At 56.6% G+C, this 23,786-nt stretch carries 16 protein-coding genes and 1 rRNA gene; 4 read left to right on the top strand and 13 right to left on the bottom strand.

Features of this window, described 5'->3' with window-relative positions:
* Positions 1-33 precede the first annotated feature (33 nt).
* On the bottom strand, positions 34-807 hold the full coding sequence (gene pdeH, locus SK58_RS03155) for a cyclic-guanylate-specific phosphodiesterase (RefSeq protein ID WP_015571521.1): 774 nt from the start codon (positions 805-807) through the stop codon (positions 34-36).
* Positions 808-1,037: 230 nt separating this feature from the next.
* Here pdeH and SK58_RS03150 point away from each other — a divergent pair, with 230 nt between their 5' ends.
* Complete coding sequence (locus SK58_RS03150) at positions 1,038-1,967, top strand: 2-dehydro-3-deoxygluconokinase (protein WP_017384186.1); 930 nt, start codon at positions 1,038-1,040, stop codon at positions 1,965-1,967.
* A 62-nt stretch (positions 1,968-2,029) separates the two neighbouring features.
* Here SK58_RS03150 and SK58_RS03145 read toward each other — a convergent pair whose 3' ends face one another.
* From SK58_RS03145 to bcsR, 9 genes are all read right to left on the bottom strand, one after another.
* Complete coding sequence (locus tag SK58_RS03145) at positions 2,030-3,520, bottom strand: M16 family metallopeptidase (RefSeq protein WP_023295577.1); 1,491 nt, start codon at positions 3,518-3,520, stop codon at positions 2,030-2,032.
* A gap of 222 nt (positions 3,521-3,742) precedes the next feature.
* Positions 3,743-5,029 (bottom strand): C4-dicarboxylate transporter DctC, encoded by a 1,287-nt coding sequence (dctA, locus tag SK58_RS03140; protein ID WP_015571524.1) that lies wholly within the window; start codon positions 5,027-5,029, stop codon positions 3,743-3,745.
* A gap of 159 nt (positions 5,030-5,188) precedes the next feature.
* A complete protein-coding gene (gene hmsP / locus SK58_RS03135; RefSeq protein WP_048219353.1) occupies positions 5,189-7,195 on the bottom strand; it encodes a biofilm formation regulator HmsP in 2,007 nt (668 codons plus the stop codon).
* A gap of 120 nt (positions 7,196-7,315) precedes the next feature.
* The gene (gene bcsC / locus SK58_RS03130) at positions 7,316-10,798 is read right to left on the bottom strand and encodes a cellulose synthase complex outer membrane protein BcsC (protein ID WP_048219347.1); all 3,483 of its coding nucleotides are present in this window, start codon (positions 10,796-10,798) and stop codon (positions 7,316-7,318) included.
* Positions 10,780-11,886, bottom strand: a complete 1,107-nt coding sequence (bcsZ, locus tag SK58_RS03125; protein ID WP_048219345.1) for a cellulose synthase complex periplasmic endoglucanase BcsZ — start codon at positions 11,884-11,886, stop codon at positions 10,780-10,782. Before bcsZ ends, bcsC begins: the two co-directional genes overlap by 19 nt.
* Positions 11,887-11,892: 6 nt before the next feature.
* The gene (bcsB, locus tag SK58_RS03120) at positions 11,893-14,316 is read right to left on the bottom strand and encodes a cellulose biosynthesis cyclic di-GMP-binding regulatory protein BcsB (RefSeq protein ID WP_071591748.1); all 2,424 of its coding nucleotides are present in this window, start codon (positions 14,314-14,316) and stop codon (positions 11,893-11,895) included.
* Positions 14,317-14,326: 10 nt separating this feature from the next.
* Complete coding sequence (gene bcsA / locus SK58_RS03115) at positions 14,327-16,942, bottom strand: UDP-forming cellulose synthase catalytic subunit (RefSeq protein WP_017693806.1); 2,616 nt, start codon at positions 16,940-16,942, stop codon at positions 14,327-14,329.
* Entirely contained in the window at positions 16,939-17,691 is a 753-nt protein-coding gene (gene bcsQ / locus SK58_RS03110; RefSeq protein WP_003861177.1) for a cellulose biosynthesis protein BcsQ, read from the bottom strand. Before bcsQ ends, bcsA begins: the two co-directional genes overlap by 4 nt.
* Positions 17,692-17,702: 11 nt before the next feature.
* Positions 17,703-17,891: a cellulose biosynthesis protein BcsR gene (gene bcsR / locus SK58_RS03105; protein WP_003861175.1), complete on the bottom strand. Its 189-nt coding sequence runs from the start codon at positions 17,889-17,891 to the stop codon at positions 17,703-17,705.
* 174 nt (positions 17,892-18,065) lie between these two features.
* Between bcsR and bcsE the strand changes: the two genes are divergently transcribed.
* Genes bcsE through bcsG form a run of 3 tightly spaced genes read left to right on the top strand, consistent with a single transcriptional unit; the run spans position 18,066 to position 21,491 of the window.
* Positions 18,066-19,628 (top strand): cellulose biosynthesis c-di-GMP-binding protein BcsE, encoded by a 1,563-nt coding sequence (gene bcsE / locus SK58_RS03100; RefSeq protein ID WP_017693805.1) that lies wholly within the window; start codon positions 18,066-18,068, stop codon positions 19,626-19,628.
* Positions 19,625-19,819 (top strand): cellulose biosynthesis protein BcsF, encoded by a 195-nt coding sequence (bcsF, locus tag SK58_RS03095; RefSeq protein ID WP_017384193.1) that lies wholly within the window; start codon positions 19,625-19,627, stop codon positions 19,817-19,819. Before bcsE ends, bcsF begins: the two co-directional genes overlap by 4 nt.
* Complete coding sequence (gene bcsG, locus SK58_RS03090) at positions 19,812-21,491, top strand: cellulose biosynthesis protein BcsG (protein ID WP_032672219.1); 1,680 nt, start codon at positions 19,812-19,814, stop codon at positions 21,489-21,491. Before bcsF ends, bcsG begins: the two co-directional genes overlap by 8 nt.
* Positions 21,492-21,526: 35 nt before the next feature.
* Here bcsG and birA read toward each other — a convergent pair whose 3' ends face one another.
* From birA to rrf, 3 genes are all read right to left on the bottom strand, one after another.
* Complete coding sequence (gene birA / locus SK58_RS03085) at positions 21,527-22,489, bottom strand: bifunctional biotin--[acetyl-CoA-carboxylase] ligase/biotin operon repressor BirA (RefSeq protein ID WP_003861169.1); 963 nt, start codon at positions 22,487-22,489, stop codon at positions 21,527-21,529.
* On the bottom strand, positions 22,486-23,514 hold the full coding sequence (murB, locus tag SK58_RS03080; RefSeq protein ID WP_017693803.1) for a UDP-N-acetylmuramate dehydrogenase: 1,029 nt from the start codon (positions 23,512-23,514) through the stop codon (positions 22,486-22,488). Before murB ends, birA begins: the two co-directional genes overlap by 4 nt.
* A gap of 134 nt (positions 23,515-23,648) precedes the next feature.
* A 5S ribosomal RNA gene (gene rrf / locus SK58_RS03075) occupies positions 23,649-23,764 on the bottom strand.
* Positions 23,765-23,786 lie beyond the last annotated feature (22 nt).

Raw genomic sequence — 23,786 nt, 5'->3', positions numbered from 1 at the left:
AAACTATAGTTCAGACAAAGGGAAGCGGGCAGATCAGAGGGTGGTTATCACCTTTTCCAGGGTATCCATGGGGACAGGACGGGAGAGGAAATAACCCTGTGCCGCCGCTGCCGGAGAATTTTGCACGTCGCGCCACTCCTCCAGCGTCTCTACGCCTTCCACAATGACGCCCTGGCAATAGCGGTTCATCAGTTGCAGGAGCATCGTAAACAGGTTCCGTCCCTCCGGCGTCTGGCGCAGCATGATAAACAGATCGCGGGCCACTTTGATGTAGTCATAACGCACTTCGCTCAGGGCGGAGAAGTTCGCCATACCGGTACCGAAATCATCCAGCCACAGCGGGCCAAACTCACACATCGAGGCAAACGAGGAGTCCTGCGGCAGCTGAACATGTTCCACCAGCTCGAAGCGCATCCACGGCAAGGTGGCAATCAGCGCCTGCAATGTCGCGTTCTGACGTAACGCCATCAGGGTTGGGCCATCCACGTTCACCGACGCCAGAATACCGTGCTGCTCGAAGAACGCCTGCTTCGTCGCCAGCATTCTCAGCTGCTCTTCCAGCACGTCGATACGCTGACGCACGGCAACCTCCGCAAAATAGCGGTCCGGTGCAATACGCTGTGAAGGATTCGATGGATGAGTGACGACCGTTAACACCTCAATCGCCATTAACCGACCATCGGTACGGTAGATGGGCTGATAGGTGTACGCTCGCTCACATTGCAGCCAGTAGCGATGCTCCTGCAAGTTCTCAATACTTGCCTCAGGCGTAGTGCTCAGCCGCTGGATAACCTGCTCTGACTTCATTTCGGATGTCCTGTTGTATGGGATAGCCTTTCTGGACTCGTCACTGAGTTATCGGCCCGCCAGGTGAGAACTTTATGTTCAATTCACCGGGAAAATGAAATTAAGATGACAGAAATATGCCGGAATACGCGCTGGCTCAAAAAAAATAATGGAACGTCGTTTTAATATAGTTGACCATAAAAAACACACAGCGCACACTACCCTTAATTTCTTTGTTCAGGTTCACGACTATGTCTAAAAAAATTGCCGTGATTGGCGAATGCATGATTGAGCTGTCCCAGAAAGGCGCGGAAGTCAGCCGCGGTTTTGGTGGCGATACATTGAACACATCCGTTTACATTGCCCGTCAGGTCGCCCCCGACGCGCTGAGCGTGAGCTACGTTACCGCGCTGGGAACGGACAGCTTCAGCCAGCAGATGCTGGAAGCCTGGCAGGGTGAAAACGTTGGGACCTCGCTGATCCAGCGAATGGAAAACCGCCTGCCGGGTTTGTACTACATCGAAACCGACAGCACCGGCGAGCGCACCTTCTATTACTGGCGTAATGAAGCGGCCGCCAAATTCTGGCTGGAAAGCGAGGCCGCCGCTGCCATTTGCGAAGAACTGGCGACCTTCGATTACCTCTACCTGAGCGGGATCAGCCTGGCGATCCTGAGCCAGGAGAGCCGTGAAAAGCTGCTGTCACTGCTGCGCGAATGCCGTGCCAATGGCGGTAAGGTGATTTTCGATAACAACTACCGTCCGCGTTTGTGGGCCAGCCGCGAAGAGACGCAGCAGGTCTACCAGCAGATGCTCGAATGCACCGATATCGCCTTCCTGACGCTGGATGATGAAGATGCTCTGTGGGGCGAAAAACCGGTTGATGAGGTCATTGCCCGGACGCAGGCTGCCGGGGTCAGCGAAGTGGTGATCAAGCGCGGGGCGGAGTCTTGCCTGGTGGCGGTTGCAGGTGAAGCCGTGACAGAGGTGCCGGCGGTGAAGCTGGCGAAAGAGAAGGTAATCGATACCACGGCGGCGGGAGATTCTTTCAGCGCGGGGTATCTGGCGGTACGTCTGACGGGGGGGACGCCGGAAGCGGCGGCGCAGCGCGGTCATTTGACGGCCAGCACGGTGATTCAGTATCGCGGAGCGATTATTCCGCGCGAGGCGATGCCTGCTTAAGGACTGTGCGGGCTGATGCCCGCACCCTAACCCTCTCCCTCAGGGCTGAGGGAACGCAGAGCTTACTGGCCCTGCGGAATATCGCTCGCATCCTGGTGTAAATCATCGGCTGCCGTTTGCGCTGGCTGCGGCGGCGTCGCCATGATGGCGCTCCAGGTGGCCTTCAACTCTTTCATGTCATATTCCGGCTCACCTTTCGGCTGCAACAGAATCAACGCCATATCCTGCGACAGCTGCTGACGCAGATCCTGATTCAGCATCTCCACGGTCAGACCGTTCAGGAAGTCCTGACGCAGTTTCTGATACTGCTCCGGCGCGATATCCACCACCTGATTCTGCAAGGAGCGAATGCGCTGGCTGATTAAGATATCGGTATCGGCGCGGGCATAGGTGGCGAACAGTTTCTGCAATTCGAGGGATTTCTGCGCCACCAGCGCGTTAAACTCCTCTTCAGACAGGCCCTCTTTCCGCACCTTAGCCAGCTCTTTCGCCACCACGCCGAGATTGGCATTCAGCTTATCACCCGGCGATTCCACGTTAATGGCGCACTGGGCGCGCTGGAACAGCACACGGCAGTCAAATCCCAGGCCAATATCTTTCACGTTGTTCTTGCTGAGCGTCTGCTGAACGTGCCAGAACAGCGCTTCACGCGCGAGATCCGCACGCCAGTAACGCAACAGCGCAGAAGACTCGCGGATCGGCTGCCAGGCCGTATCCCACATCATTGAAAGACGATCCTGACGCACGGTATCCGTCATGATGCTGACCGTCTCAGGACGCAGCGGGGACAAGGTAGGAACAGGGGCGGGCGTTTCACGCTTCCCTTTCAGATCGCCAAATGCTTTGTTGATCTGTTCTATCACCGCACGGCTGTCCACGTTGCCCACCACAATCAGGGTCATGGCATCCGGGGTGTACCACTGCTGGTAGAAAGATTTCACCTGCGCGGCATCAACCGGCTGTTTCAGCGGCTCTGCCGGGTCGTGGCCAAGCAGCGTTGACCCTTTCAGGCGGTAGCGCCACCAGCCTTCTTTGGTATCCGTCGGCCAGGTCGCCACCATGTCGCTGTTGCTCAACGCATAGTTAACGGTCTCAGGCGTAATCGCCAGTTTGCCGGTGGCATCCGAAAGATAGGTCAGTGCTTCTTTAAGCAGATCGTTACGGTTGTTGGGCAGGCTCAGGTTAAACATGGTGTAGTCATAGGAGACCACAGCCGGGGGCAGCGGGCGTTTCGGATCGATGGCCTGTTGCCATAAAGAACGCACCTGAACCGCCTGCAAACTGCCGCTCTGGGTGAGCGCCAGTCGAGGAATAAAGTGGCTTAAGCCGGTCTGCTGGGTGCTTTCAGTGAGGGAGCCGGTATTCACAGAAAGACGGATTTCAATGCGATCGCTCGGACGTTGCGGAGTGGATAATACCTGCCACTGGAAACCGTTCGCCAGTGTTCCCTGTTGCCAGGCCGGGTCTGGCTGGAGCGCATCTGCCTGCACATAACTGGCTGCTGCCATCATCAGCAAACCGCCGGTTAAGAGTCGAATTTTTGTGCCCTGCATGTGAACCCCTGATCAACATTCCTGGTTAAAGAGAGTGTCTCGCGACGTGAGCACTCAAAGATGACGATGAAAACCTTCCGATTAGACAGCGTGTTCGGCTAAACGTCACGGGCGGAAGTGAAATATACCCAAAAAAAATCTTGTCGAATTATGACAGGTATGAACGGTTATTATGCGCAGGTGCCCGCATCCCCACAAGGGAATACGGGCATTTATGAGGGATTAAGAGGATAAACCGGGGGTTTTGTCCTCAGATGTGCGGTTATTCAGCGTATCGTTAAGCTTCTTGTGATCCAGCTCTTTCACCCACTTCGCCACCACAATCGTCGCCACGCCATTGCCGACCAGGTTGGTTAACGCACGGGCTTCAGACATAAAGCGGTCAATACCGAGGATCAGGGCCAGGCCCGCCACCGGCAGATGGCCCACCGCCGAAATGGTGGCCGCCAGCACGATAAATCCGCTGCCCGTTACGCCCGCCGCCCCTTTTGAAGAGAGCAGAAGCACCACCAGCAGCGTAATCTGATGGAAGATATCCATGTGGCTGTTAGTGGCCTGGGCAATAAAGACCGCCGCCATCGTCAGGTATATCGAGGTGCCGTCCAGGTTAAAGGAGTAGCCCGTAGGAATAACCAGCCCCACCACTGACTTACGGCAGCCCAGCTTTTCCATTTTATCGAGCATACGCGGCAGCGCGGACTCCGAAGAGGATGTGCCGAGGACAATCAGCAGCTCTTCACGAATGTAACGGATAAATTTGAAGATGCTGAAGCCGGTCGCACGGGCGATGGAGCCGAGCACCACCACCACAAACAGAATACAGGTGATGTAGAAGCAGACGATCAGCTGGCCCAGCTGTACCAGCGTGCCGACGCCATATTTCCCGATGGTGAAGGCCATCGCGCCAAAGGCGCCAATCGGGGCCAGACGCATGATCATGTTGATGATGCCGAAGATCACCTGCGAGAAGCTTTCAATGACGTTAAAAATCAGCTGGCCTTTGCTGCCAAGACGGTGCAGGGCAAAGCCAAAAAGCACGGCAAACAGCAGCACCTGGAGGATGTTTCCGCTGGCGAACGCGCCAATCACGCTGCTCGGGATCACGTCCAGCAGGAAGGCAACAATCCCCTGATCTTTCGCCTGTTCAGCGTAAACCGCCACCGCTTTCGCATCCAGCGTGGCCGGGTCGACGTTCATGCCCGCGCCAGGCTGTACCACGTTGACAATTATCAGGCCGATAATCAGCGCGATGGTACTGACAATCTCGAAGTACAGCAGGGCAACCGCCCCCGTACGCCCGACCGCCTTCATACTTTCCATGCCAGCGATACCGGTCACCACGGTACAGAAAATGACCGGCGCGATGATCATTTTGATGAGCTTAACGAACGCGTCGCCAAGCGGTTTCATCTGCGCGCCCAGCTCCGGGTAGTAGTGACCGAGCAGAATACCGATGGCGATGGCTGTCAGGACCTGGAAGTAAAGACTTTTGAAGAGTGAGGTTTTCATAGGGTGTCCCTGGAAAGAAAAACTACAGGCTTTGTAAGGTTATGGTTAACCTGCGGCTTTAAAATAACACCCACATAACAGGACAGAAATAAACGGGGTTCAAATTTGAAACACAAATGTTAAGAACTTTGAGCTGGCTCGCACAAGCCAGCAACAAAATTACACTTTTGCGTTATTGCCAGCGTCGGCGAGATAGCGTTGCTCAAAGATATCCGTCGGTACGGCGCGGTCAAACAGGAAGCCCTGTCCGCTCTCCACGCCCGCCGCAGCCAGCCACTCACGTTGGGCGTCGGTTTCAATACCCTCGGCAATTACGTGCAGATTCAGGCTGTGCGCCATCTGAATAATGGCCTGTACCAGGCTGCAATCCTCCGGCAGCCCATCCACAAAGGTTTTGTCGATTTTCAGGACGTCCACCGGCAACGTTTTCATGTGCTGGAGCTGACGCAGGCCGGAATACCCCATACCAAAATCGTCCAGCGCAATGCGGATCCCGGCATTACGCAGCGGTTTCAGAATGGCGACAGCATCGTCAGGATTGTCGATACAACGGCTCTCGGTGACTTCCAGGATCAACGTGTGGGGCTGAATGCGGTAGCGGTGGATCAACTCGAGCATCTCCGGCACCATGGTCGGGTGCATCAGCTGTAGCGCAGAGAGATTCACCGACAGCGGCAGCGTGATGCCCCGTTGTTGCCAGGCCGCAAGCTGGCGGCAGGACTCTTCCAGCACCCAGTAGCCGACGGTGACCATCAGGCCGCAGGACTCGATACGTTCGATCATCCCCTCAGGCAGCTCCCACGTGCCGTCCGGCTGTTGCATACGCAGCAACGCTTCGGCGCTGGTCACTTCACTCGTGCGCAAATTGACCTGCGGCTGTAGCCAGAGCGCAAACTGGCGATTGTCCATCGCCGTCAGAATGTCGCTCTCTTCCGTCAGGCGCTGCTGGGCTTTTTCCATCTGCTCCGGATCAAAGAACTGGATCTGGTTTTTGCCTTTCCGGCGCGCGGTGAACGCGGCCGAGAAGGCCCGACGATAAAGCTGCTCGGCGGTCAGCCCCCCGTTGTACATCGCAATACCGATGCTGGCGCTCGGGCGAAGCTGGATACCCTGAATGGGCAGCCGCTCATTAATGACAGTGAGTACTTGCTGACCTAGCGTAATGGCGTGCCACGGCTCTTTAACACCGTGCGCGATCACCACCAGGTCATAGCCGCTGACCTGGGTGAGCACCATGCGCGGCGCCAGAACGGATTTCACCTTTTCCACCAGCGTCAGCAACAGCATCTCGCGCTGGCTCTCTTTCAGCACGCCCGCCGTGTCCTGCAAGGTTTCGCAGGCAATCACCATCAGCGCGGTGGTCTGCTGGCGGGCGACGGTCTGCTCCAGCAAGGCCATTAAAAACGCTTTGTTTGGCAGATCGGATACCGGAAAACGGGTGGCGTTGCTACTGAGCTCTTCCTGCTGACGCAGGACACGCTGCTGGTTGATATTGTAACTCCGGACCAGCATGCCAATTTCATCGTCGTGATGCAGGCGCGGCAAGGGAAGCTGATGCCCCATGTGCTCCTGTGGAGAGAGGTCGTTCAGCTCCCGGGCTATGCGGCGCAACGGATGCACAATTAACCGGTTGATACACCACGTCAGCGCCACGCTCAGCATTAGTGTCAAAAGTAAGTAAGTAGTCACTAACGTAGCAACCCAACTCATGACGAATTTATACATGCGGTACGAGTCGGCCTGTAGCACCAGGTAGGCCAGCGGCTGCGGGTTAGCCGGTCTTTCCAGGGAATAGAGAGGCAGGGAAATTTGCACCGGCAGTTCAAACAGGCGCATCACCATCATCGGGACGGGACGCTCCGGGATAAAGCTCATCCGTAGCGCCTGGAACTGGTTCGGCAGCACGACATCTGCGCGGCTCACGATACCGGCGGGCTGAATGCGCTTCAGGATGGATTCCGCCTCGGGGATATCCCCTTTCAGGATCGAGGCTGACAGGGGTTCCCGCACCGAGCGGGCAATACTTTCCAGTTGCGAAGCCGTGTTATAGCGATTCTGCTGTACGGAGTGAAACAGCAAAATGACGCAGAAGATGAAGACAAACAGCATTGTGACGGCAGACACCATCGCCATCTGTTTGATCGTTAAGGAACGGCTGACACGCAAAATGACTCTCCACAAAACTCGAAGCGCAGGGCGCACCAGGGTGTAAACCTGGTGCGCCCGAGTATACCCGATAGCTGCACTTTTAAGAGAGACTTACAATTAGATTAAGAAAAAATCCGATCACCAGTCTGCATAAGGCACCAGCGGTTCCGGTGGTAAGTCCATATCACCTTGCCAGCCCGCGGCAGAATACCGAACGTAGAGCAGCGCATGGCTCGGGGTATAGTCTTTTGCTTCCTGAATATCGACGCCCAGTCCGACAAACCAGTTGGACGTCACGCGGCGTTCAACAATCGCCCTTGCGGTATAACCCGTCCCTGACGAGCTACTTCCGGTTTCCATTACACCTTTATCGGTATAACGGCCTGGCTCATTGTCCGGGATCAGCCCCTGTAACGGATAACGCATCACATCTTTTGTTTTTGAATGAGACCAGGAGACGGAGCCGCCCAGCTCCCATGACCAGTTCTCTGTGCGTTTACGCCAGTTCACCGGTAAGGCGAACGACACATACTCCTGGGGACTGTAGTAACCGCCCTGGCCCAGCGAATAGCCACTTAAATCCTTATCGTAATGCCAGAGCATGTTGGACACGCCCACCGTCAGGCGTTCGTTGTTCTGATTGATGAGCTTGTAGTAATAGCCGGTCATCCAGCGGACGCGCCAGTTATCTTCGACATTCTTCCCGGTGAGGCTGTCGGCACTCAGGCTTGACCAGATCCCGTTAGCTTCGCCTTTGTCGTAGCTCATGCTCACGCCGCCACCGGTGGCACGCACGCCGCCCCAGGTGGTGTCGGTATTGGGATCTTTTTGCCCGGCGAAGGCCAGCACCGAGCTGGAAATCGGACGGCGATGGGCGTTCAGGGTGTAGCCAATCGGCCCTAAATCGTTGCTGTAGCTCAGGCTACCCACCACATCGACCACGTCGAAGCCCATCGGCGTTGTACCGATATCCCACGACCAGGTTTTGTTCTGCCAGCCGACGGCCACGCTGGCGCCGTTGGCCGACTGGTTCGTGCTGCCGTGACATGGCGTTTCGGCGCAGGTACCCCATGTCGGATCGTAGGTTCCGTTGTCGGTGTCAAAGGAACCGGCGTTCATATTGACCAGATCGCTACGGAAGAACATACGTCCGTCCGACAGCGGCGCATCAACCTGGAGCATGGTGGTGTGCGCTTTCAGGTCGGAATAGCCCCCCGTGCCGCTGGAGCCCCAGTAGTCGTGTTGCAGCGTGACGTTCAGATCCTGCTGACGATAAAGATCGCCTGCATCGCTGCGCACGCCGCGCTTCAGCCAGTCATCTTTCTCATCGTTACGCGTGAGCCGAGTAAAGCTGTCGTTATCGGTCGGACGGGTCGTTGTGATGCCCGATGAGACCATCGCATCTTTCCAGGTGTCCAGCGCCTGCTTAGGCTGACCATTTTGTGCCTGGAAACGGGCGGCATCGCGCATCACCAGCGCACTTTCCATCGAAGGCGGCTGCGATTTGGCCTGCGGAAGAATGGCGTTGAAGGTCTTTTCTGCCGCGGCACGATCACCCAGGCCAGCCTGCGCCATGGCAAGCCGGCGCTGCATATTGATCGAGAGCGGTTCGCCGTTCTGTGCCGCGGGCAGTTTCGCCAGCGCCGCGCGCGCCGCGTCCTTGTTGCCCTGGGCAAGAGAGACCTCGGTCAGGCCGAGGATCGCGTCTTCGTTCTGCGGTTCGCGTTGCAGGACGGTGTTGTAGGCGGTTTTCGCGGCCTCATGATCGCCACGCTGTTCAGCCCAGTCCGCCAGCGTCAGGTCGATACGGGTGGACGGAGGCTGCTGGCGAAGCAACGTTTCCGCCTCCTGCTCTTTTCCACTGTCGCGCAGGCGGTTGGCGGTTTCCAGCACCTGGTTACTTTGCAGGCGGTCCGCCAGCGCCTGAATGTTGCCGTTCCACTTGTCGCGCGGCAGCGTGTTCAGATGCGCCAGCGCCGCCCGGTCCTGATCGTTACCGGACAGGTACAGCCCGCTGGCGTAAACCTGATCCGGATCGCCCGGTTTCTGGCTTGCCAGCTGACGCATCAGGTTATCCGCCTGGCTGCGCTGACCCGCGCTATACAGATCGCGTGACAGTCGGTAGGTGATCCACACGTCGCCCGGGGAAAGCGCAAGGCGTCGGCGCTGAATTTCTGCGGCCTGCGCATATTTCCCCTCGCTTTCCAGCTGTTCGGCCTGGGCTGACAGCTGCTCGTTCGTCAGGCTACGTTCAATATCATCAATGCTGCGGCGCTGGCTGGCAGAGAGCGACTGAATAAACTGCGTCGCCTTCTCCGGAGACTGCGCGCGATAAATATTGGCGAGACCGCGTACCGCGTTGCTGTTGCCGCTGTCCATCCGCAACGCCTGGCGGTAATAGCGCTCGGCCGCGTCGTTATCTTTGCGCGCCGCCGCCGCATCACCGAGGCCCAGAACCGCGTAGCTGTCTGTGTTGTCAATGTTGCGCGCCTGCTGGTAATAGCGCTCCGCCTGGGCCGTATTGTTGGCTTTCAGGGCGTTATCCCCCTGCTGGATCAGCAGCCAGTATCGGTTGACCTTCAGCAGGCTGTCCCATTTGCCCCGATTATCGCTCTGCGGATCGAGGGCGATCGCCTTCTCAAACTGCGCAACCGCGCGCGCGCGATCGCCTTTCTGGGAATAGGCCTGCCCCAGCGCGCCGACGGCTTCACTGTCGGCATGGTTGGCGCTGACCACTTTCTGCAACTCCGCCACCGCTTTACTGCCCTGCCCGGCATCCACAGCGGCTAACCCTTCGGCTTTGGCGCGGAACGCCGGATCGGAAAGTTGTTTTTGCTGCGCTTCAAGCTGGGCGCGCGCCGCCGTCACGTTATCGCCATCGCTGAACACGCTCAGGTATTGTTGCAGCGCGCTGACGCTGGCACTGCTGGCAGGCTGATCTTTGATCTGCTGGTACCACATGTCCGACGCCTGACTGCGGCCATTGTTCGATTTGGCCATCTCCTGTAACACCGCAAATCCTTCATCACGGCGTCCGCTCTGGAACAGAAGCTGTGCCAGCGAGGACTGTAGCGTGACGTTGCCCGGGCTGCTGGCGTTTATTTTCTTAAGCTGATTAATGGCCGAGTTGCGGCGGGCAGGCTCTTTCGCCACCACGTTCCAGTACTCCGTGGCGATGTCGCCGCTGGGCGGCTTACCGTCAAACAGTTTGTCATACGCGGCAATGGCTTCCTGCGTGTGGCCGGTGGTGGCAAGCAGGCGAGCCTGCTGAAGGGCCTGACGACCATCCGGCGTGGAGAGCAGCATGGTCGTCCGGGAGGACTGGTACGCACTGGAATCGGGCGCCATCCCTTTCAGGCGATCCAGCTCTTTTTGCGCGCCCGCCATATCACCCTGTCGTAACAGGTAGCGGAAGCGCGCGGCAATCACGTCCGGATTATTGGGATCAATCAACTCAAGGCGGTAGAGCGACTGGCGCACCAAATCCTCACGCTGGGTGGATTCCCCCAGACGGACCTGTTCCAGCAGCTGTCTCTGCTGCGGGGAGTTGGCGGCCTGGGCCAGGGGCATTAGCGCCAGGCCAAGCGATAAGGTGAGTAGATTCAGTGTGAACGTGCGCATTCCTGGCCCCAGTCCGGTAGTAATTCACCTTGCACGGTGAAACGAAAACGATGCTGATCCCACCCTTGTCCAAAGAGGGTCAGAACGTAGCTGTAATAAGCATTGTTATCGGGAAAACGATCGGCGACGTGCTGGCGTTGCACCGCTTGCGCGTCCCGGTTTTGTAAAAACGGAAGGAGGGAGGCAGAAAACCCTACCGGCCCATCTCCGGTGCGTTTCCCGGTCGCGACGTCCACTTTCTCCGGCGGCAAGCCTTGTTTGATTGTGGTGGTCGCCATGGGCTTGAAACGCGCCAGTAGCCGGGCTTTCTGCGGATCGTTATCGTTCATCATCCCTACCCACAGATAGACGCGAATCGCATCGTAGCTGCCGATCAGGGATGCATCCTGCGACAGCTGCCAGCCGCCCTTTTTCTGGTATTTCACCCAGTTCGGGGAAAATCCTTTAGGCGCGGTCTCCAGCAGCAGACGCAGATTGGTTTCACGGAGCGTCGTCCACGGCGCGCCAAAACGGGTGAAATAGCTCGCAAGCTGCGGCGGCAGGTAGCTGGGGTTGAAGCGCCAGACACTCTCTTCGGCAAAACCGACTTTACCCGGCAGCAGCATAGAACCCAGCCCCGGCACCTTCACCACTTCCTCACTGGCAATGCGCGTCAACAGCGCCTTACCCGTGCGCGTGTAATCGGGATTTTTCCACAGCCGCCCGGCTTCCAGCAGCGACCAGGCAATCCAGATATCGGCATCAGACGCGGAGTTAGGGTCGATAACCGCCCAGGTTTCGTCGTCCTTTTTCCCCCACAGCCAGGCCGGGAGATGTTGGGTTAAATCTCCCTCGGCAAGGTTATCGCACGTCCATGCCAGCAGCAGATCGAACGCCTTGCGATCGTTTGCCGCGAGGGCAAAGAACAGTCCGTAGCTTTGCCCTTCGGAGGTGGTGATTTTGCGCGCGTCACTGGGATCAATGACGCGCCCACTTTCGCTCATATAATCCTGCTTGAACGTCTCCCAGGCAGGCCAGCGACAGGCGGCGTGAAGATTCGCCGCCGCCAGCATCAACGCTGCGACTACACACCCGCGAAAGATTTTCATCACCGCTTACTCATGGTCCGGGTTAAGACGACGACGGCTGATGATTCGCAGCAGACGCCACAGTACCCACGCCAGCAGTACAACGCTGAGCGCAGCCAGCACGGCCAGCAGCACCGGGTGGTTAGACAGGGCGTACCACAGGCGTTCGAACCACGGCAGATGACCGACGTAGTAGACATCCCCCACGCGCAGGCTGTTTACCCCCGACTCACGGATCACCGAGACGGAACCGAACATTGCCGCCCGTTTACCGCTGTCGTTCATGGCCGTGTTGAGTAGCTCATACCCGCGCGGGCTATCCGCCAGCAGGGCGATAACGCTGCGCTGGTCGTTATACGGCGACTGGAAGCCGACAATCGCGGCCATCGGACCCGTTGAGCTTACGGTCGTCCTGATATTGGCCTGACGATCGCCGCTGTCCGGCATGATGCTCGGGAACTCGGTCTGACGCAGCGGCGTGTTAACCCATGACTGAGCCGCCTGCACCAGCAGATCGACGCGCTTCTCGTCTTTCAGCTTGTCCGGAATGTTGCCGATGACCATGATATCGGCATCTTTGTTCTGGATCTGGCTCCCGTCATCCGTCACCGTCACGTTGATCGCCGGCAAGCCGGTTTGCGCCCCGACGGTGCCCATGGTGTCCAGCAGCGTGGTAACCTGGCCTTCGTTGGCCGCTTTTGGCATCACGACAATCGATTCAGAGAGGTCTGCCATGCGGCTGAACGGGAAGCTGGCGTTAGCAAAGGCACGCAGATCCGGCATCGCAATAAAGTGGTAATACTTCGAGAAGTCGATCGTGGAATCATCGCCAATCACCACGTGGTTTTGCACCGGCTGGAAGGTAATACAGTTTTCCACCGATCCACCCGGCATGGGGTTCATATACTGGAAGTTAAACCGCAGCTGGTTCACCGCACCGAGCTTCAGCGCCGGGATCGACACATCGGTTTTGCCATCCAGCAGCCCCTGTAATACAGGCAGACGAAGCATCAACCGGTTTGTCTCCTGGCTGCTGGTCAGGCTGAACGATTGCAGGAACTGGTTGTTGAGGCTGATATCCATGCGCGAGCTGTCTTTGGTTGCCGGCGCGGTGTAACGGTAGTTCAGATTGATATCAATGCCGTTGGTGCGCAGCAGATAGAGATCCGGCGGCAGGTTCAGCGACAGGCTGACAGGAGAAGGTTCAAGCCCGGTTGACTGCAATTGCTCTTCATAGGTTTTCAGTTCGCCAAAGGTGATGGCCCGGTCGGTACGTACCCAGTTCGGCGCATCATAAGGCTTACGTGCCAGCAGCGGTTTCACCTCGTCCACCACAACGCTGTTACCGCGGAACAGGATATTCCCCTGCGCAATGCCTTTCGCCGCCTGCACCAGATCTTTGTCATCACGGCCGAAGATCACCAACAGCTTCACGTACGGATTGTCCGGATGGCTGATCATCTCGATGGTGGGCGCTTTCACCTCCGGATGGTCACGCAGGAAAGCCGGACGTTTGGCGTTGGTGGCAAACACGATCGCGTTTTTGTCCGGCATTTTGTCGTACATGACCGGGAAACTTTGACCACGCCAGCCGGAGCGGGAACCAAACCAGGATGCCACGATAGAGGCCGCCAGCTGTTCGGTCACATCGGGAGAGCCGGCAAAGACCATCGGCAGGTTCAGCGGACGGTTATCACGCGGGTCGAAGAACGGCACCGGGAAGGCGGAGAGATCGTTTTTCAACGCCAGCGGCTGATAGGTCATCTGAAGCGAAGAGTTACGCCCGACATCCAGCCACAGGGTGCTGCTGGCCGGGTTTTCACAGACATCGCGGTAGTGGCCGACAAACTCCAGACGCACGCGGTTAAAGTCGGTGATAAACAGCGGATTAATCGGCACCTGAGCCAGGGTTTTCTTACCCAGTTGCTCTTTGGTGACGGGCAGGACGTCCATCAGCTCGTCATTCAGATAGACCTTAAGCTGGGACTGCACCGGCAGCAGCGACGGCGATGGGGTGTATTCCAGGTTGAGCATCGCTTTCGACACGACTTCATCGCTGCGCATACCGAATTCGATACCGCCATTTGGGTTGATGCCGCGCAGAACCATGCTGCCCGGAGGAGGCGCGATCTGGGCAAACGTCAGCTTAACGTCACGCGACGGCGTATTTTCGGCAACCACCGGCGCACTGGCTCCCGGCACGCCAGGCATGACCTGCCCAACCACCGGGTTGTCGGCGGGCAGCGTATTCCCCGTCGTCGGCTGATTCGGGACGACGTTTTCCGTCTGCCCCGGCGCGGCCGTCACAACCGGATCGGTCGCTTGCGCGACGACAGGCACCGTTGGCGCGGGCGTGGCCGCTGCGTTATCAGGCGCTGCGTTAGCCACTGTTGCAGGGAGCGCACTCATCCCCATTGCCACTGCACATAACCAGGAAAGTTTTGTTTTCATCGCGTTATCATCATTGTTGAGCCATAACCGGGTCCGCCTGCTTCGCTTCATCTCGCTCAGGTCGACGCGGAATGAACGACACGACCCAGGAAACCAGTGAAGTAAGTGACCGGAAAATTAATTTCACCGACGACGGGGCAAATTCTGCAAGGTGACGATAGCCACGGAACCCCAGCTTAAGAATATCCAGCAGGCTTTCCAGAGGCTTATCCTCAGGGAAGCTGTCCTGCCAGAGAGCCCACGTATCCGCGCGGGCAAACGTACACTGCACAAAATCAATGTGTTGCTTTTTGGTCAGCGGCATCAGTTGCAGACCCACTTCATTTCCTCTCACACGCACCACCTGCGTCGGGAAGACATACTCCTGCTGGCCGCGCTTAAGCAGTAGGTTGACCTTCTGCCCCTCCAGCACCTTTGCCTGACCGTTGATCTTGATACCCAGACCGCCATCCGAAAAGTCATGTACGGTACAGGAGAAGAGATGTCCATCGTCGCGGGCAATGGCCGCTGGCATGCTGATTTCGACGCGATGCGCACGGCGAACCTGTTTGCTCTCCACCGATACCGCCACCGCGCCACCGAGGATAATCAGGTTATAAAACACCCACGCCATACTCACGAAGACCGTCAGAATTTCGTTTTCCGGGCCGTAGAAGTAGCGCCAGATCCCAACAATCACGCCCACAATATTCAGCAGCACCAGGAAGATATAGGGCCGGGAGATCACCCAGTCGACATACTCCTCTTCCACCAGCCCGCCCTTCGCGGTGACGTTGAATTTCCCTTTATGCGGGTTAATCAGCGCCACCATGGTGGGCGGCGCGATGTACCAGGCCAGCACCGTTTCGTAAATTTCACTCCAGAAGGAGTGGCGATATTTCCCCTGAATCTTCGAGTTCGTCAGGCTGGCGTGGATCATGTGCGGCAGAACGAACAGGGCAATCATCAGCGCAGGCGCATAGATGATGTAAGCGTGAAGGAGCAGGAACGCCAGCGGCGCAGTGAGGAAGATAAGCCGTGGAATACCGGACAGGAAGTGGAACATGGCGTTAACGTAGCACAGCCGTTGCGCCAGCTTCAGCCCTTTACCCATCAGCGGGTTATCGAGCCTGAAAATTTGCACCATGCCGCGGGCCCAGCGAATACGCTGGCCGATGTGCGCCGACAGGGATTCCGTGGCCAGCCCCGCCGCCTGAGGAATACGCATGTAGGCGGAGGTATAGCCAAGACGGTGCAGACGCAGCGAGGTGTGCGCATCTTCCGTGACCGTCTCGACGGCGATCCCGCCAATTTCATCCAGCGGTTTCCGGCGGATCACCGCACAGGAGCCGCAGAAGAACGTTGCGTCCCACATGTCGTTCCCGTCCTGCACGAGTCCATAGAACAGCGTGCCCTCGTTCGGGGTTTTACGAAAACGGCCGAGGTTACGTTCAAACGGGTCCGGCGAGAAGAAGTGGTGCGGCGTCTGCATCATCGCCAGCTCTTTCTCCTTCAGGAACCAGCCCATGGTCATTTGCAGGAACGAGCGCGTTGGCACGTGGTCGCAGTCGAAAATAGAGACGAACTCCCCTTTGGCATATTTCAGCGCATTGTTGATGTTACCGGCTTTCGCGTGTTCATGCGTGGTACGGGCGATGTACTCTACCCCCACTTCGTCCGCGAACTGGCGGAACTCGGCACGGCCACCGTCATCGAGGATCCAGATTTTGATTTTATCCTTCGGCCAGTCGATACCCAGCGCGGCGTAAATGGTGTTTTTTACCACCGACAGATCTTCGTTGTAGGTCGGCACGAAAAGGTCAACCGTAGGCCACTGGGTCGTGTCTTTTGGCAGCGGCACCGGCTGTCGATTCAGCGGCCAGATAACCTGGAAGTAACCCAGCACCAGCACGATCCAGGCGTAAGTCTCAGCAAACAGCAGGACTAAGCCGCACACCAGGCTGACCGGGTCGTCCCAGTTCAGCGTTGAGGTATATCGCCACCAGATGTAGCGGCAGGAAACGGTCAGCGATAGCACAATCAGCATCAGGGCAGAAAAACGCCCTGGTATGCGCCGCACCAGCAGCGCCACGCCCCACAGCAGGATCAGGAAGGTGAACTGCGCCAGCGGATTGAAGGGCTGGGTAATACAGACCAGCGCAAGAATCAGCGAGAACACCACAACCACGCCGAGAATAAAACGCCGCAAGCCCGGGTGTAGGTGCCCGAGCTCTTTGTGGTTATCTAAATGACCCGTTTTGTCGCCCACCCGGTCAGGTAGCCGGTCAAGCCACTGGTGGTAGTGTTCACGCAGGTTCTGCACACGATCGAAGCTGCGCCAGCGGGACGTTTTTTTCTCCGCGCCCGTTGAGGTCGTTAGTAGCCAGATGGACTGAATAGCGTAGCGCGCGGGATCCAGCGGACGCGGCTTGTCAGGGTTGATATGCGGATAGAGTTCACCTTGGCGCGCACGAATGCGTTGCCAGCGGGGATGTTCGAGGGGGATGAACATCCACGCCAGAATCATCCACAAACAGCCCAGCGCAGCGCTCAGCGACGAGGCGCCGTGATGACGGTAATGGCGGTAGCGTTCACTTAAGCGCGAACTGACCGGCGGAATGAGCAGCCAGTTAGTCAGGCGGCTCATACTGAACTCCCGGCAGGCTCCGGCCGTTTAGCAAAGTGCAGCAGACACCAGTTGGCCAGCGTCAGGATCTCTTCCGCCGCCAGTGAATCGCTACGGTACTCCCCGAGAGGTTGTTTGGACGCGAGGCACTCCGCCATCGCTTCGTCACGATGGATCACCATCGGCAACAGGCGGCGCTGACTCTGGAGCCAGACCTGGTAGAGATCGTCCTGGATCTGGCTGCCAATGCGCAGATCGTTGATCAGAATATGGGCATTGGCAGGCATCGGCTGCTGATGCAGACGGATATGACAATTCGCATCTACGTTCGCGATGGAGAGCACATGGTCGCACTGCGCCAGCAGCTGGCGGGTCAGCGACGCGGCGCCGTGCGGCAGGTCCAGCAGGATCCACTGATAGTGCCCGCTCTCTTTCAGGCTCTGCAATGCGGTGATGAAGCGAGAGAACAGGCGCTGGTACGCGGCTTCATTCCCGCGCTCGGTTTCGGTCAATTGACCAAAGGGAAGCAAATCGAGCTGGGAGGTATAACGCAAACCCGCATCCCGCCAGTCTTTATCGTCCAGAAGCGCGCGTCCCCAGCCGTTTGCATGCGTAAAGTCGACATTGAATGACATGCGCAGCAAATTATCGGAACAGGCATCAATGACCAGTACCGATTCACCTAATACCTGCAATGACCACGCCAGCGCCGCGGTAACGGAAGTTGTACCCACCCCACCACGGACGCCCTGTAATCCTAGTACAGCCATCAATGGCTTCCTTATTGTTGTTGGGCAAACTCAGCTAATAACGGCCAACGTTTAATAGCCGCCGCCAACTGTTCACGCTGGGAAATATCGGTGTAATCTATTTCAGGCAAAGAAAAAGCCTGCGTGAGTGCCAAAAAATCGTTCTGGAATGTGTAACCCAGACTTGAGTCGACTGGGGTTGCGGGTTCGTTATTTTGCATTCTTTTTTCATCCCTTTGAGTAAAATCATAAGATTCAGATGCAGCGAGGCGTCCTGCCCATTAAATTTCATTTACATGCTAAATCTGATGTTCTTTAATTTCAATGTTAGGTTTATTTCTACGCTTTCGCTAGTAAACTGAGAGACATAGAAATTCGACGAAAAGAGGGACACCGTGGACTCCATATTTTCTATTGGCATCCAGTCATTATGGGACGAATTGCGCCACATGCCAGTCGGAGGAGTCTGGTGGGTTAATACGGATCGTAATGAAGATGCCATCAGTCTGGTAAACCAGACGATAGCGGCGCAGGGGAAGGATTCCCGCGTGGCCGTCATTACGATGGGCGAAGAGCCGAAGTCAATCATCAGGCTCGACAGTGACCGTGGGCCCCAGACAGTACGATTATTTTCCATGCCTGCGGAGGCTGACAGTCTATACTTTTTACCCCGCGATATTCAGTGTTCTATTGTTCCCGAACACTATTTACTGATTCTAAAATGCTCTAATAACGGCCTGCAAAATATCCCGTCTGAAAAACTGCTGAAATGGCTGGAAAGAATCAACAGATGGGCAAAAAATCAAAATTGCACCTTATTGGTTGTTAACCCAGGCAGTAATAATGACAAGCTTTTTTCACTTTTAATGAGTGAATACCGTTCCCTCTATGGCCTGGCCAGTATTCGCGTCCAGACCGACAGCCATCTTTACGACGTGGCTTTCTGGTGCAATGAAAAAGGGGTGAGCTCCCGACAACAACTTACCCTCAAACATGTCGGGGATGAGTGGCATCTTGCTCAACAGGAAGAGACGGTAGTTCAGCCACGCAGTGATGAAAAACGCGTTCTGAGCCATATTGCGGTACTGGAAGGTGCGCCTGCACTGTCTGAGCACTGGTCACTGTTCGATACCAATGAAGCCTTATTTGATGAGGCGCGCACCACGCAGGCGGCGACTATTATCTTCTCGTTGATCCAGAATAACCAAATCGAAACGCTGGCAAGGCACATTCACACATTACGTCGCCAGCGCGGCAGCGCGTTAAAAATTGTGGTGCGTGAAAATAATACCAGCCTGCGCGCCACCGATGAGCGCTTATTACTGGGCTGCGGCGCGAATATGGTCATTCCGTGGAATGCTCCCCTGTCGCGCTGTCTGACGCTGATCGAAAGCATCCAGGGCCAGCAGTTTAATCGACATGTTCCGGAAGATATCAGCACCCTGCTTTCAATGACGCAGCCGATGAAACTGCGCGGCTACCAGAAATGGGACACCTTCTGCGATGCGGTGGGCAACATGATGAGCAATACGCTGTTACCGGCAGACGGAAAAGGGGTGATGGTTGCCCTGCGCCCCGTGCCGGGTATTCGCGTTGAGCAGGCGCTCACTCTGTGCCGCCCTAACCGTATCGGGGACATCATGACCATTGGCGATAACCGCCTGGTGCTGTTCCTCTCCTTCTGCCGGGTGAACGATCTGGATACTGCGCTTAACCATATCTTCCCGCTTCCTACCGCGGATATCTTCTCGAACCGTATGGTCTGGTTTGAAGATAACCTGATCGCGGCTGAGCTTGTCCAGATGCGTGCCCTGCCACCTGAAAAGTGGGCCAAACCGTTGCCTGTCACAAGCGGCGCCAAACCGGTTCTGAACGCGAAACATGACGGGCATGTCTGGCGACGGGTACCCGAGCCGCTACGCTTACTGGATGAGAACAAGGAGAGCGCGCCATTATGAATATCAGCGATATCATCCAACTGGTTGTTCTGTGCGCGCTGATTTTTTTGCCGCTTGGCTACTATGCACGCCATTCCCTGCGCCGTATTCGCGATACGATCAGATTACTGTTCGTCAAACCTCGCTATATTAAACCCGCCGGAACACTGACTCGCGCTCCGAACGTCAAGGCAAACCGAAAACATGACTAATTCTACCTATACCTCTTCGGCGCCCTCGCCACTCTGGCAATACTGGCGCGGCCTGTCCGGCTGGAATTTCTACTTTCTGGTGAAGTTTGGTCTGCTGTGGGCAGGCTATCTTAATTTCCACCCTCTGCTTAACCTGGTGTTTATGGCATTCCTGCTGATGCCAATCCCGAACCTCAGGCTGCACCGTATACGTCACTGGGTCGCTATCCCCATCGGTTTCGCCCTGTTCTGGCATGATACCTGGCTGCCCGGCCCTGAAAGCATCATGAGCCAGGGCTCCCAGGTCGCAGGTTTCAGTGCGGACTATATGCTCGATCTGGTTGAGCGCTTTATTAACTGGCAGATGATTGGCGCGGTATTTGTCCTGCTGGTCGCCTGGCTGTTCCTGTCTCAGTGGATCCGGGTGACGGTGTTTGTCGTCGCGATTATGATCTGGCTTAACGTCCTGACACTGACGGGCCCGAGCTTCTCGCTGTGGCCAGCCGGTCAGCCGACGACAACCGTGACCACCACGGGCGGTTCCGCCGCCGCGACCGTTGCGACAGCAGGGGATACGCCAGTGGTTGGGGATATTCCTGCGCAGACTGCACCGCCGACATCCACTAACCTGAACGCGTGGCTCTCCAGTTTTTACGCTGCGGAAGATAAGCGTCAGACGAAATTCCCGGACGCGCTGCCTGCCGATGCTCAGCCGTTTGAGCTGCTGGTCATTAACATCTGTTCTCTGTCCTGGGCTGACGTTGACGCGGCTGGTTTGATGTCGCACCCGCTGTGGTCGCATTTCGATATTCAGTTTAAGGACTTCAACTCGGCCACGTCGTACAGCGGCCCGGCGGCTATCCGCCTGCTGCGTGCCAGCTGCGGACAGCCTTCGCATAAGAACCTCTACCAGCCGGCAGCTAACCAGTGTTATCTGTTTGATAACCTCGCAAAACTGGGCTTTACCCAGCACCTGATGATGGGCCATAACGGTCAGTTCGGTAACTTCCTGAAAGAAGTGCGTGAACAGGGTGGCATGCAGGCCCCGCTGATGGACCAGAAAGGGCTGCCGGTAACGTTGCTGGGCTTTGATGGCTCGCCGGTGTATGACGATACCGCCGTGCTTCAGCGCTGGTTAGATACCGTCGGCAAAGAGGAAGGGACACGTAGTGCGACGTTCTATAACACGCTGCCGCTGCACGACGGGAATCATTATCCCGGCGTGAGTAAAACGGCCGATTATAAGGCCCGTGCTCAGAAGTTCTTTGACGAGCTGAACGCGTTCTTCAACGAGCTGGAAAAATCAGGTCGCAAAGTGATGGTGGTGGTGGTACCAGAACACGGAGGGGCGCTGAAAGGCGACAGGATGCAGGTGTCTGGTCTGCGCGATATCCCAAGCCCGTCCATCACTAACGTTCCGGCCGGGATTAAGTTCTTTGGCATGAAGGCGCCGCATCAGGGAGCGCCCATTGAAATCACCCAGCCAAGCAGCTATCTGGCTATCTCGGAACTGGTTGCTCGCGCTGTAGACGGTAAGCTGTTTGTGGAAGATAGCGTGAACTGGGATCAGCTCACCAGCGGGCTGCCGCAGACGGCGGAGGTATCGGAAAACGCCAATGCGGTGGTGATCCAGTATCAGAATAAGCCTTATGTCCGACTGAATGCCGGGGATTGGGTGCCGTATCCGCAGTAATGACCTGCTACACCCTCTCCCCTGTGGGGAGAGGGTTACTCTGCACTTCGTAACGAAATTTCACCGCCCACCCAGGGCTTAATCACGCCATCCTGTTCAAGAAGCAACGCGCCCTGCGCGTCAATGCCGCGTGATGTGCCGTAAATCTCTTTATCCCCAATCAGCAGCTTCACCGGTCGGTTAATAAAGTTATCCAGCTTTTCCCAGCGAGACAGGAATGGCGCTAACCCCTCTTGTTCAAAGAGCGTCAGCGAACTACGCAACTCATTGATCATGCGGACGGCTAGCGTATTGCGATCGATGGTGATCCCCGCTTCCTGTAGGTTGGTCCAGGCCTGGTTCACGACATCGTTCTGCACGTTTCGCATCACCATGTTCAGCCCCGCTCCAATGACGATCTGTGCGGCATCGCCTGTTTTTCCCGTCAGTTCGACCAGGATGCCCGCCAGCTTTCGATCGTTGAGATACAGATCGTTGGGCCATTTTACCCGCACCTGATCGGCACCCAGATCGTGCAGCACCTCTGCCATCACAATGCCGATGACCAGGCTCAGCCCGATGGCCGCAGCTGGCCCCTGTTCAAGCCGCCAGTACATGGAAAGGTAGAGGTTGGCGCCAAATGGTGAGAACCACTTACGCCCCCGGCGGCCACGTCCTGCCTGTTGGTACTCGGCAACGCAGGCATCACCGGATTTCAGCTCGCTCAGGCGATCCAGCAGATACTGGTTCGTCGAATCAATGACCGGCAATACCGCGACGTTACCGTGCCCAATCTGGCTGCGGATAATCTCTTCATTCAGTAACTGGATCGGTTCCGGCAGGCTGTAGCCTTTTCCCGGCACCGTAAACACATCCACGCCCCAGTCGCGGAGCGTTTGAATATGCTTATTGATCGCAGCACGGCTCATGCCCAGCTGTTCGCCCAGTTGCTCGCCAGAATGAAACTCGCCATCAGCAAGGATACCGATGAGAGTTAACGGAATAGTATTGTCCTTCACGCAATGGTCTCCACGGCATTCACTTCGCCCGTTCGGCCAATAAAGCGAACTTCAGGCTCCAGCCAGACATTGAATTTTTCGCCCACGCGCTGGCGAACATGATGCGCCAGGTTGACGACATCCTCACTTGTCGCGTTGGACTGGTTGATCAGTACCAGCGCCTGCTGACGATGAACAGCAGCGCCACCAAGAGTCGTACCTTTTAATTCACACTGATCGATAAGCCAGCCTGCGGCCAGCTTCACGCTGCCATCCGCCTGAGGATAATGCGGGGCCGTTGGCCAGCCGGCGAGAAACGCTTTTGCATTTTCGCTGCTGATCACCGGGTTTTTGAAGAAACTGCCCGCATTTCCGTTAACTTTCGGGTCCGGGAGCTTGGTCATTCGCATATGGCAAACGGAATCAAATACCTCACGCGGTGTGACGGTTGCCGGGTCAAGACGGGTCAGATCGCCGTATGTCAGAACGGGTTTCCAGGCTTTCGCCAGGCGCAGACCAACGGCCACAATGACGAAACGATCCTGATAGTCGTGCTTGAAAATGCTGTCGCGATAGCCAAAGCGGCACTGCTCTGCGGTCAGGCGCTTCGCCGTTCCGGTCGCGAGTTCAATGCAGTCGACATATTCGCAGACGTGTTTCAGTTCGATGCCGTAGGCACCGATATTTTGAATAGGAGATGATCCTGCACAGCCCGGGATCAGGGCCAGGTTTTCCAGTCCGGGCATCCCTTTTTCAAGGGTATATTGCACCAGATGATGCCAGTTCTCGCCAGCACCCACGTGTAAATGCCAGCTGTCAGCGCTCTCTTTACACTCAATCCCCATGATGCGATTGACGATTACCGTCCCCGCAAAATCATCGAGAAACAGGACATTACTTCCTTCGCCCAGAATAAGTACGGGTTCACCGTTTTCTGTTGCGTTTTGCCATGCATTCAGCAACTGCTGAGTACTGTCGGCACGTACAATTTGATTAGCATTCCGTTGAATACCAAAGGTATTCCAGGGCTTAAGGGAGTGATTCATAGACGCTATCCTGATGCAAAAACCGGGATAGTTTACCGTATATATGGGGGGATAGGTGATTTGTTTATGGAAAGGAAGCAGGTGCAGAAACGCAAAGAGGCCATCCTTGCGGATGGCCTCTTCACTTGATTGATGCCTGGCAGTTCCCTACTCTCACATGGGGAGACCCCACACTACCATCGGCGCTACGGCGTTTCACTTCTGAGTTCGGCATGGGGTCAGGTGGGACCACCGCGCTAAAGCCGCCAGGCAAATTCTGTTAATCTGTATCA

The sequence above is a fragment of the Enterobacter sp. BIDMC93 genome (assembly GCF_001037805.1).
Taxonomy (GTDB): domain Bacteria; phylum Pseudomonadota; class Gammaproteobacteria; order Enterobacterales; family Enterobacteriaceae; genus Enterobacter; species Enterobacter hormaechei_C.
The sequence above is the reverse complement of the archived record's forward strand: the minus strand, read 5'-3'. Positions and strand labels throughout refer to the sequence as shown.

Excerpts from the sequence above, each read along its gene's own strand:
- pdeH (WP_015571521.1), bottom strand. The coding sequence starts at position 807 with ATGAAGTCAGAGCAGGTTATCCAGCGGCTGAGCACTACGCCTGAGGCA.
- SK58_RS03150 (WP_017384186.1), top strand. The coding sequence starts at position 1,038 with ATGTCTAAAAAAATTGCCGTGATTGGCGAATGCATGATTGAGCTGTCC.
- SK58_RS03145 (WP_023295577.1), bottom strand. The coding sequence starts at position 3,520 with ATGCAGGGCACAAAAATTCGACTCTTAACCGGCGGTTTGCTGATGATG.
- dctA (WP_015571524.1), bottom strand. The coding sequence starts at position 5,029 with ATGAAAACCTCACTCTTCAAAAGTCTTTACTTCCAGGTCCTGACAGCC.
- bcsC (WP_048219347.1), bottom strand. The coding sequence starts at position 10,798 with ATGCGCACGTTCACACTGAATCTACTCACCTTATCGCTTGGCCTGGCG.
- bcsZ (WP_048219345.1), bottom strand. The coding sequence starts at position 11,886 with ATGAAAATCTTTCGCGGGTGTGTAGTCGCAGCGTTGATGCTGGCGGCG.
- bcsB (WP_071591748.1), bottom strand. The coding sequence starts at position 14,316 with ATGAAAACAAAACTTTCCTGGTTATGTGCAGTGGCAATGGGGATGAGT.
- bcsA (WP_017693806.1), bottom strand. The coding sequence starts at position 16,942 with ATGAGCCGCCTGACTAACTGGCTGCTCATTCCGCCGGTCAGTTCGCGC.
- bcsQ (WP_003861177.1), bottom strand. The coding sequence starts at position 17,691 with ATGGCTGTACTAGGATTACAGGGCGTCCGTGGTGGGGTGGGTACAACT.
- bcsR (WP_003861175.1), bottom strand. The coding sequence starts at position 17,891 with ATGCAAAATAACGAACCCGCAACCCCAGTCGACTCAAGTCTGGGTTAC.
- bcsF (WP_017384193.1), top strand. The coding sequence starts at position 19,625 with ATGAATATCAGCGATATCATCCAACTGGTTGTTCTGTGCGCGCTGATT.
- bcsG (WP_032672219.1), top strand. The coding sequence starts at position 19,812 with ATGACTAATTCTACCTATACCTCTTCGGCGCCCTCGCCACTCTGGCAA.
- murB (WP_017693803.1), bottom strand. The coding sequence starts at position 23,514 with ATGAATCACTCCCTTAAGCCCTGGAATACCTTTGGTATTCAACGGAAT.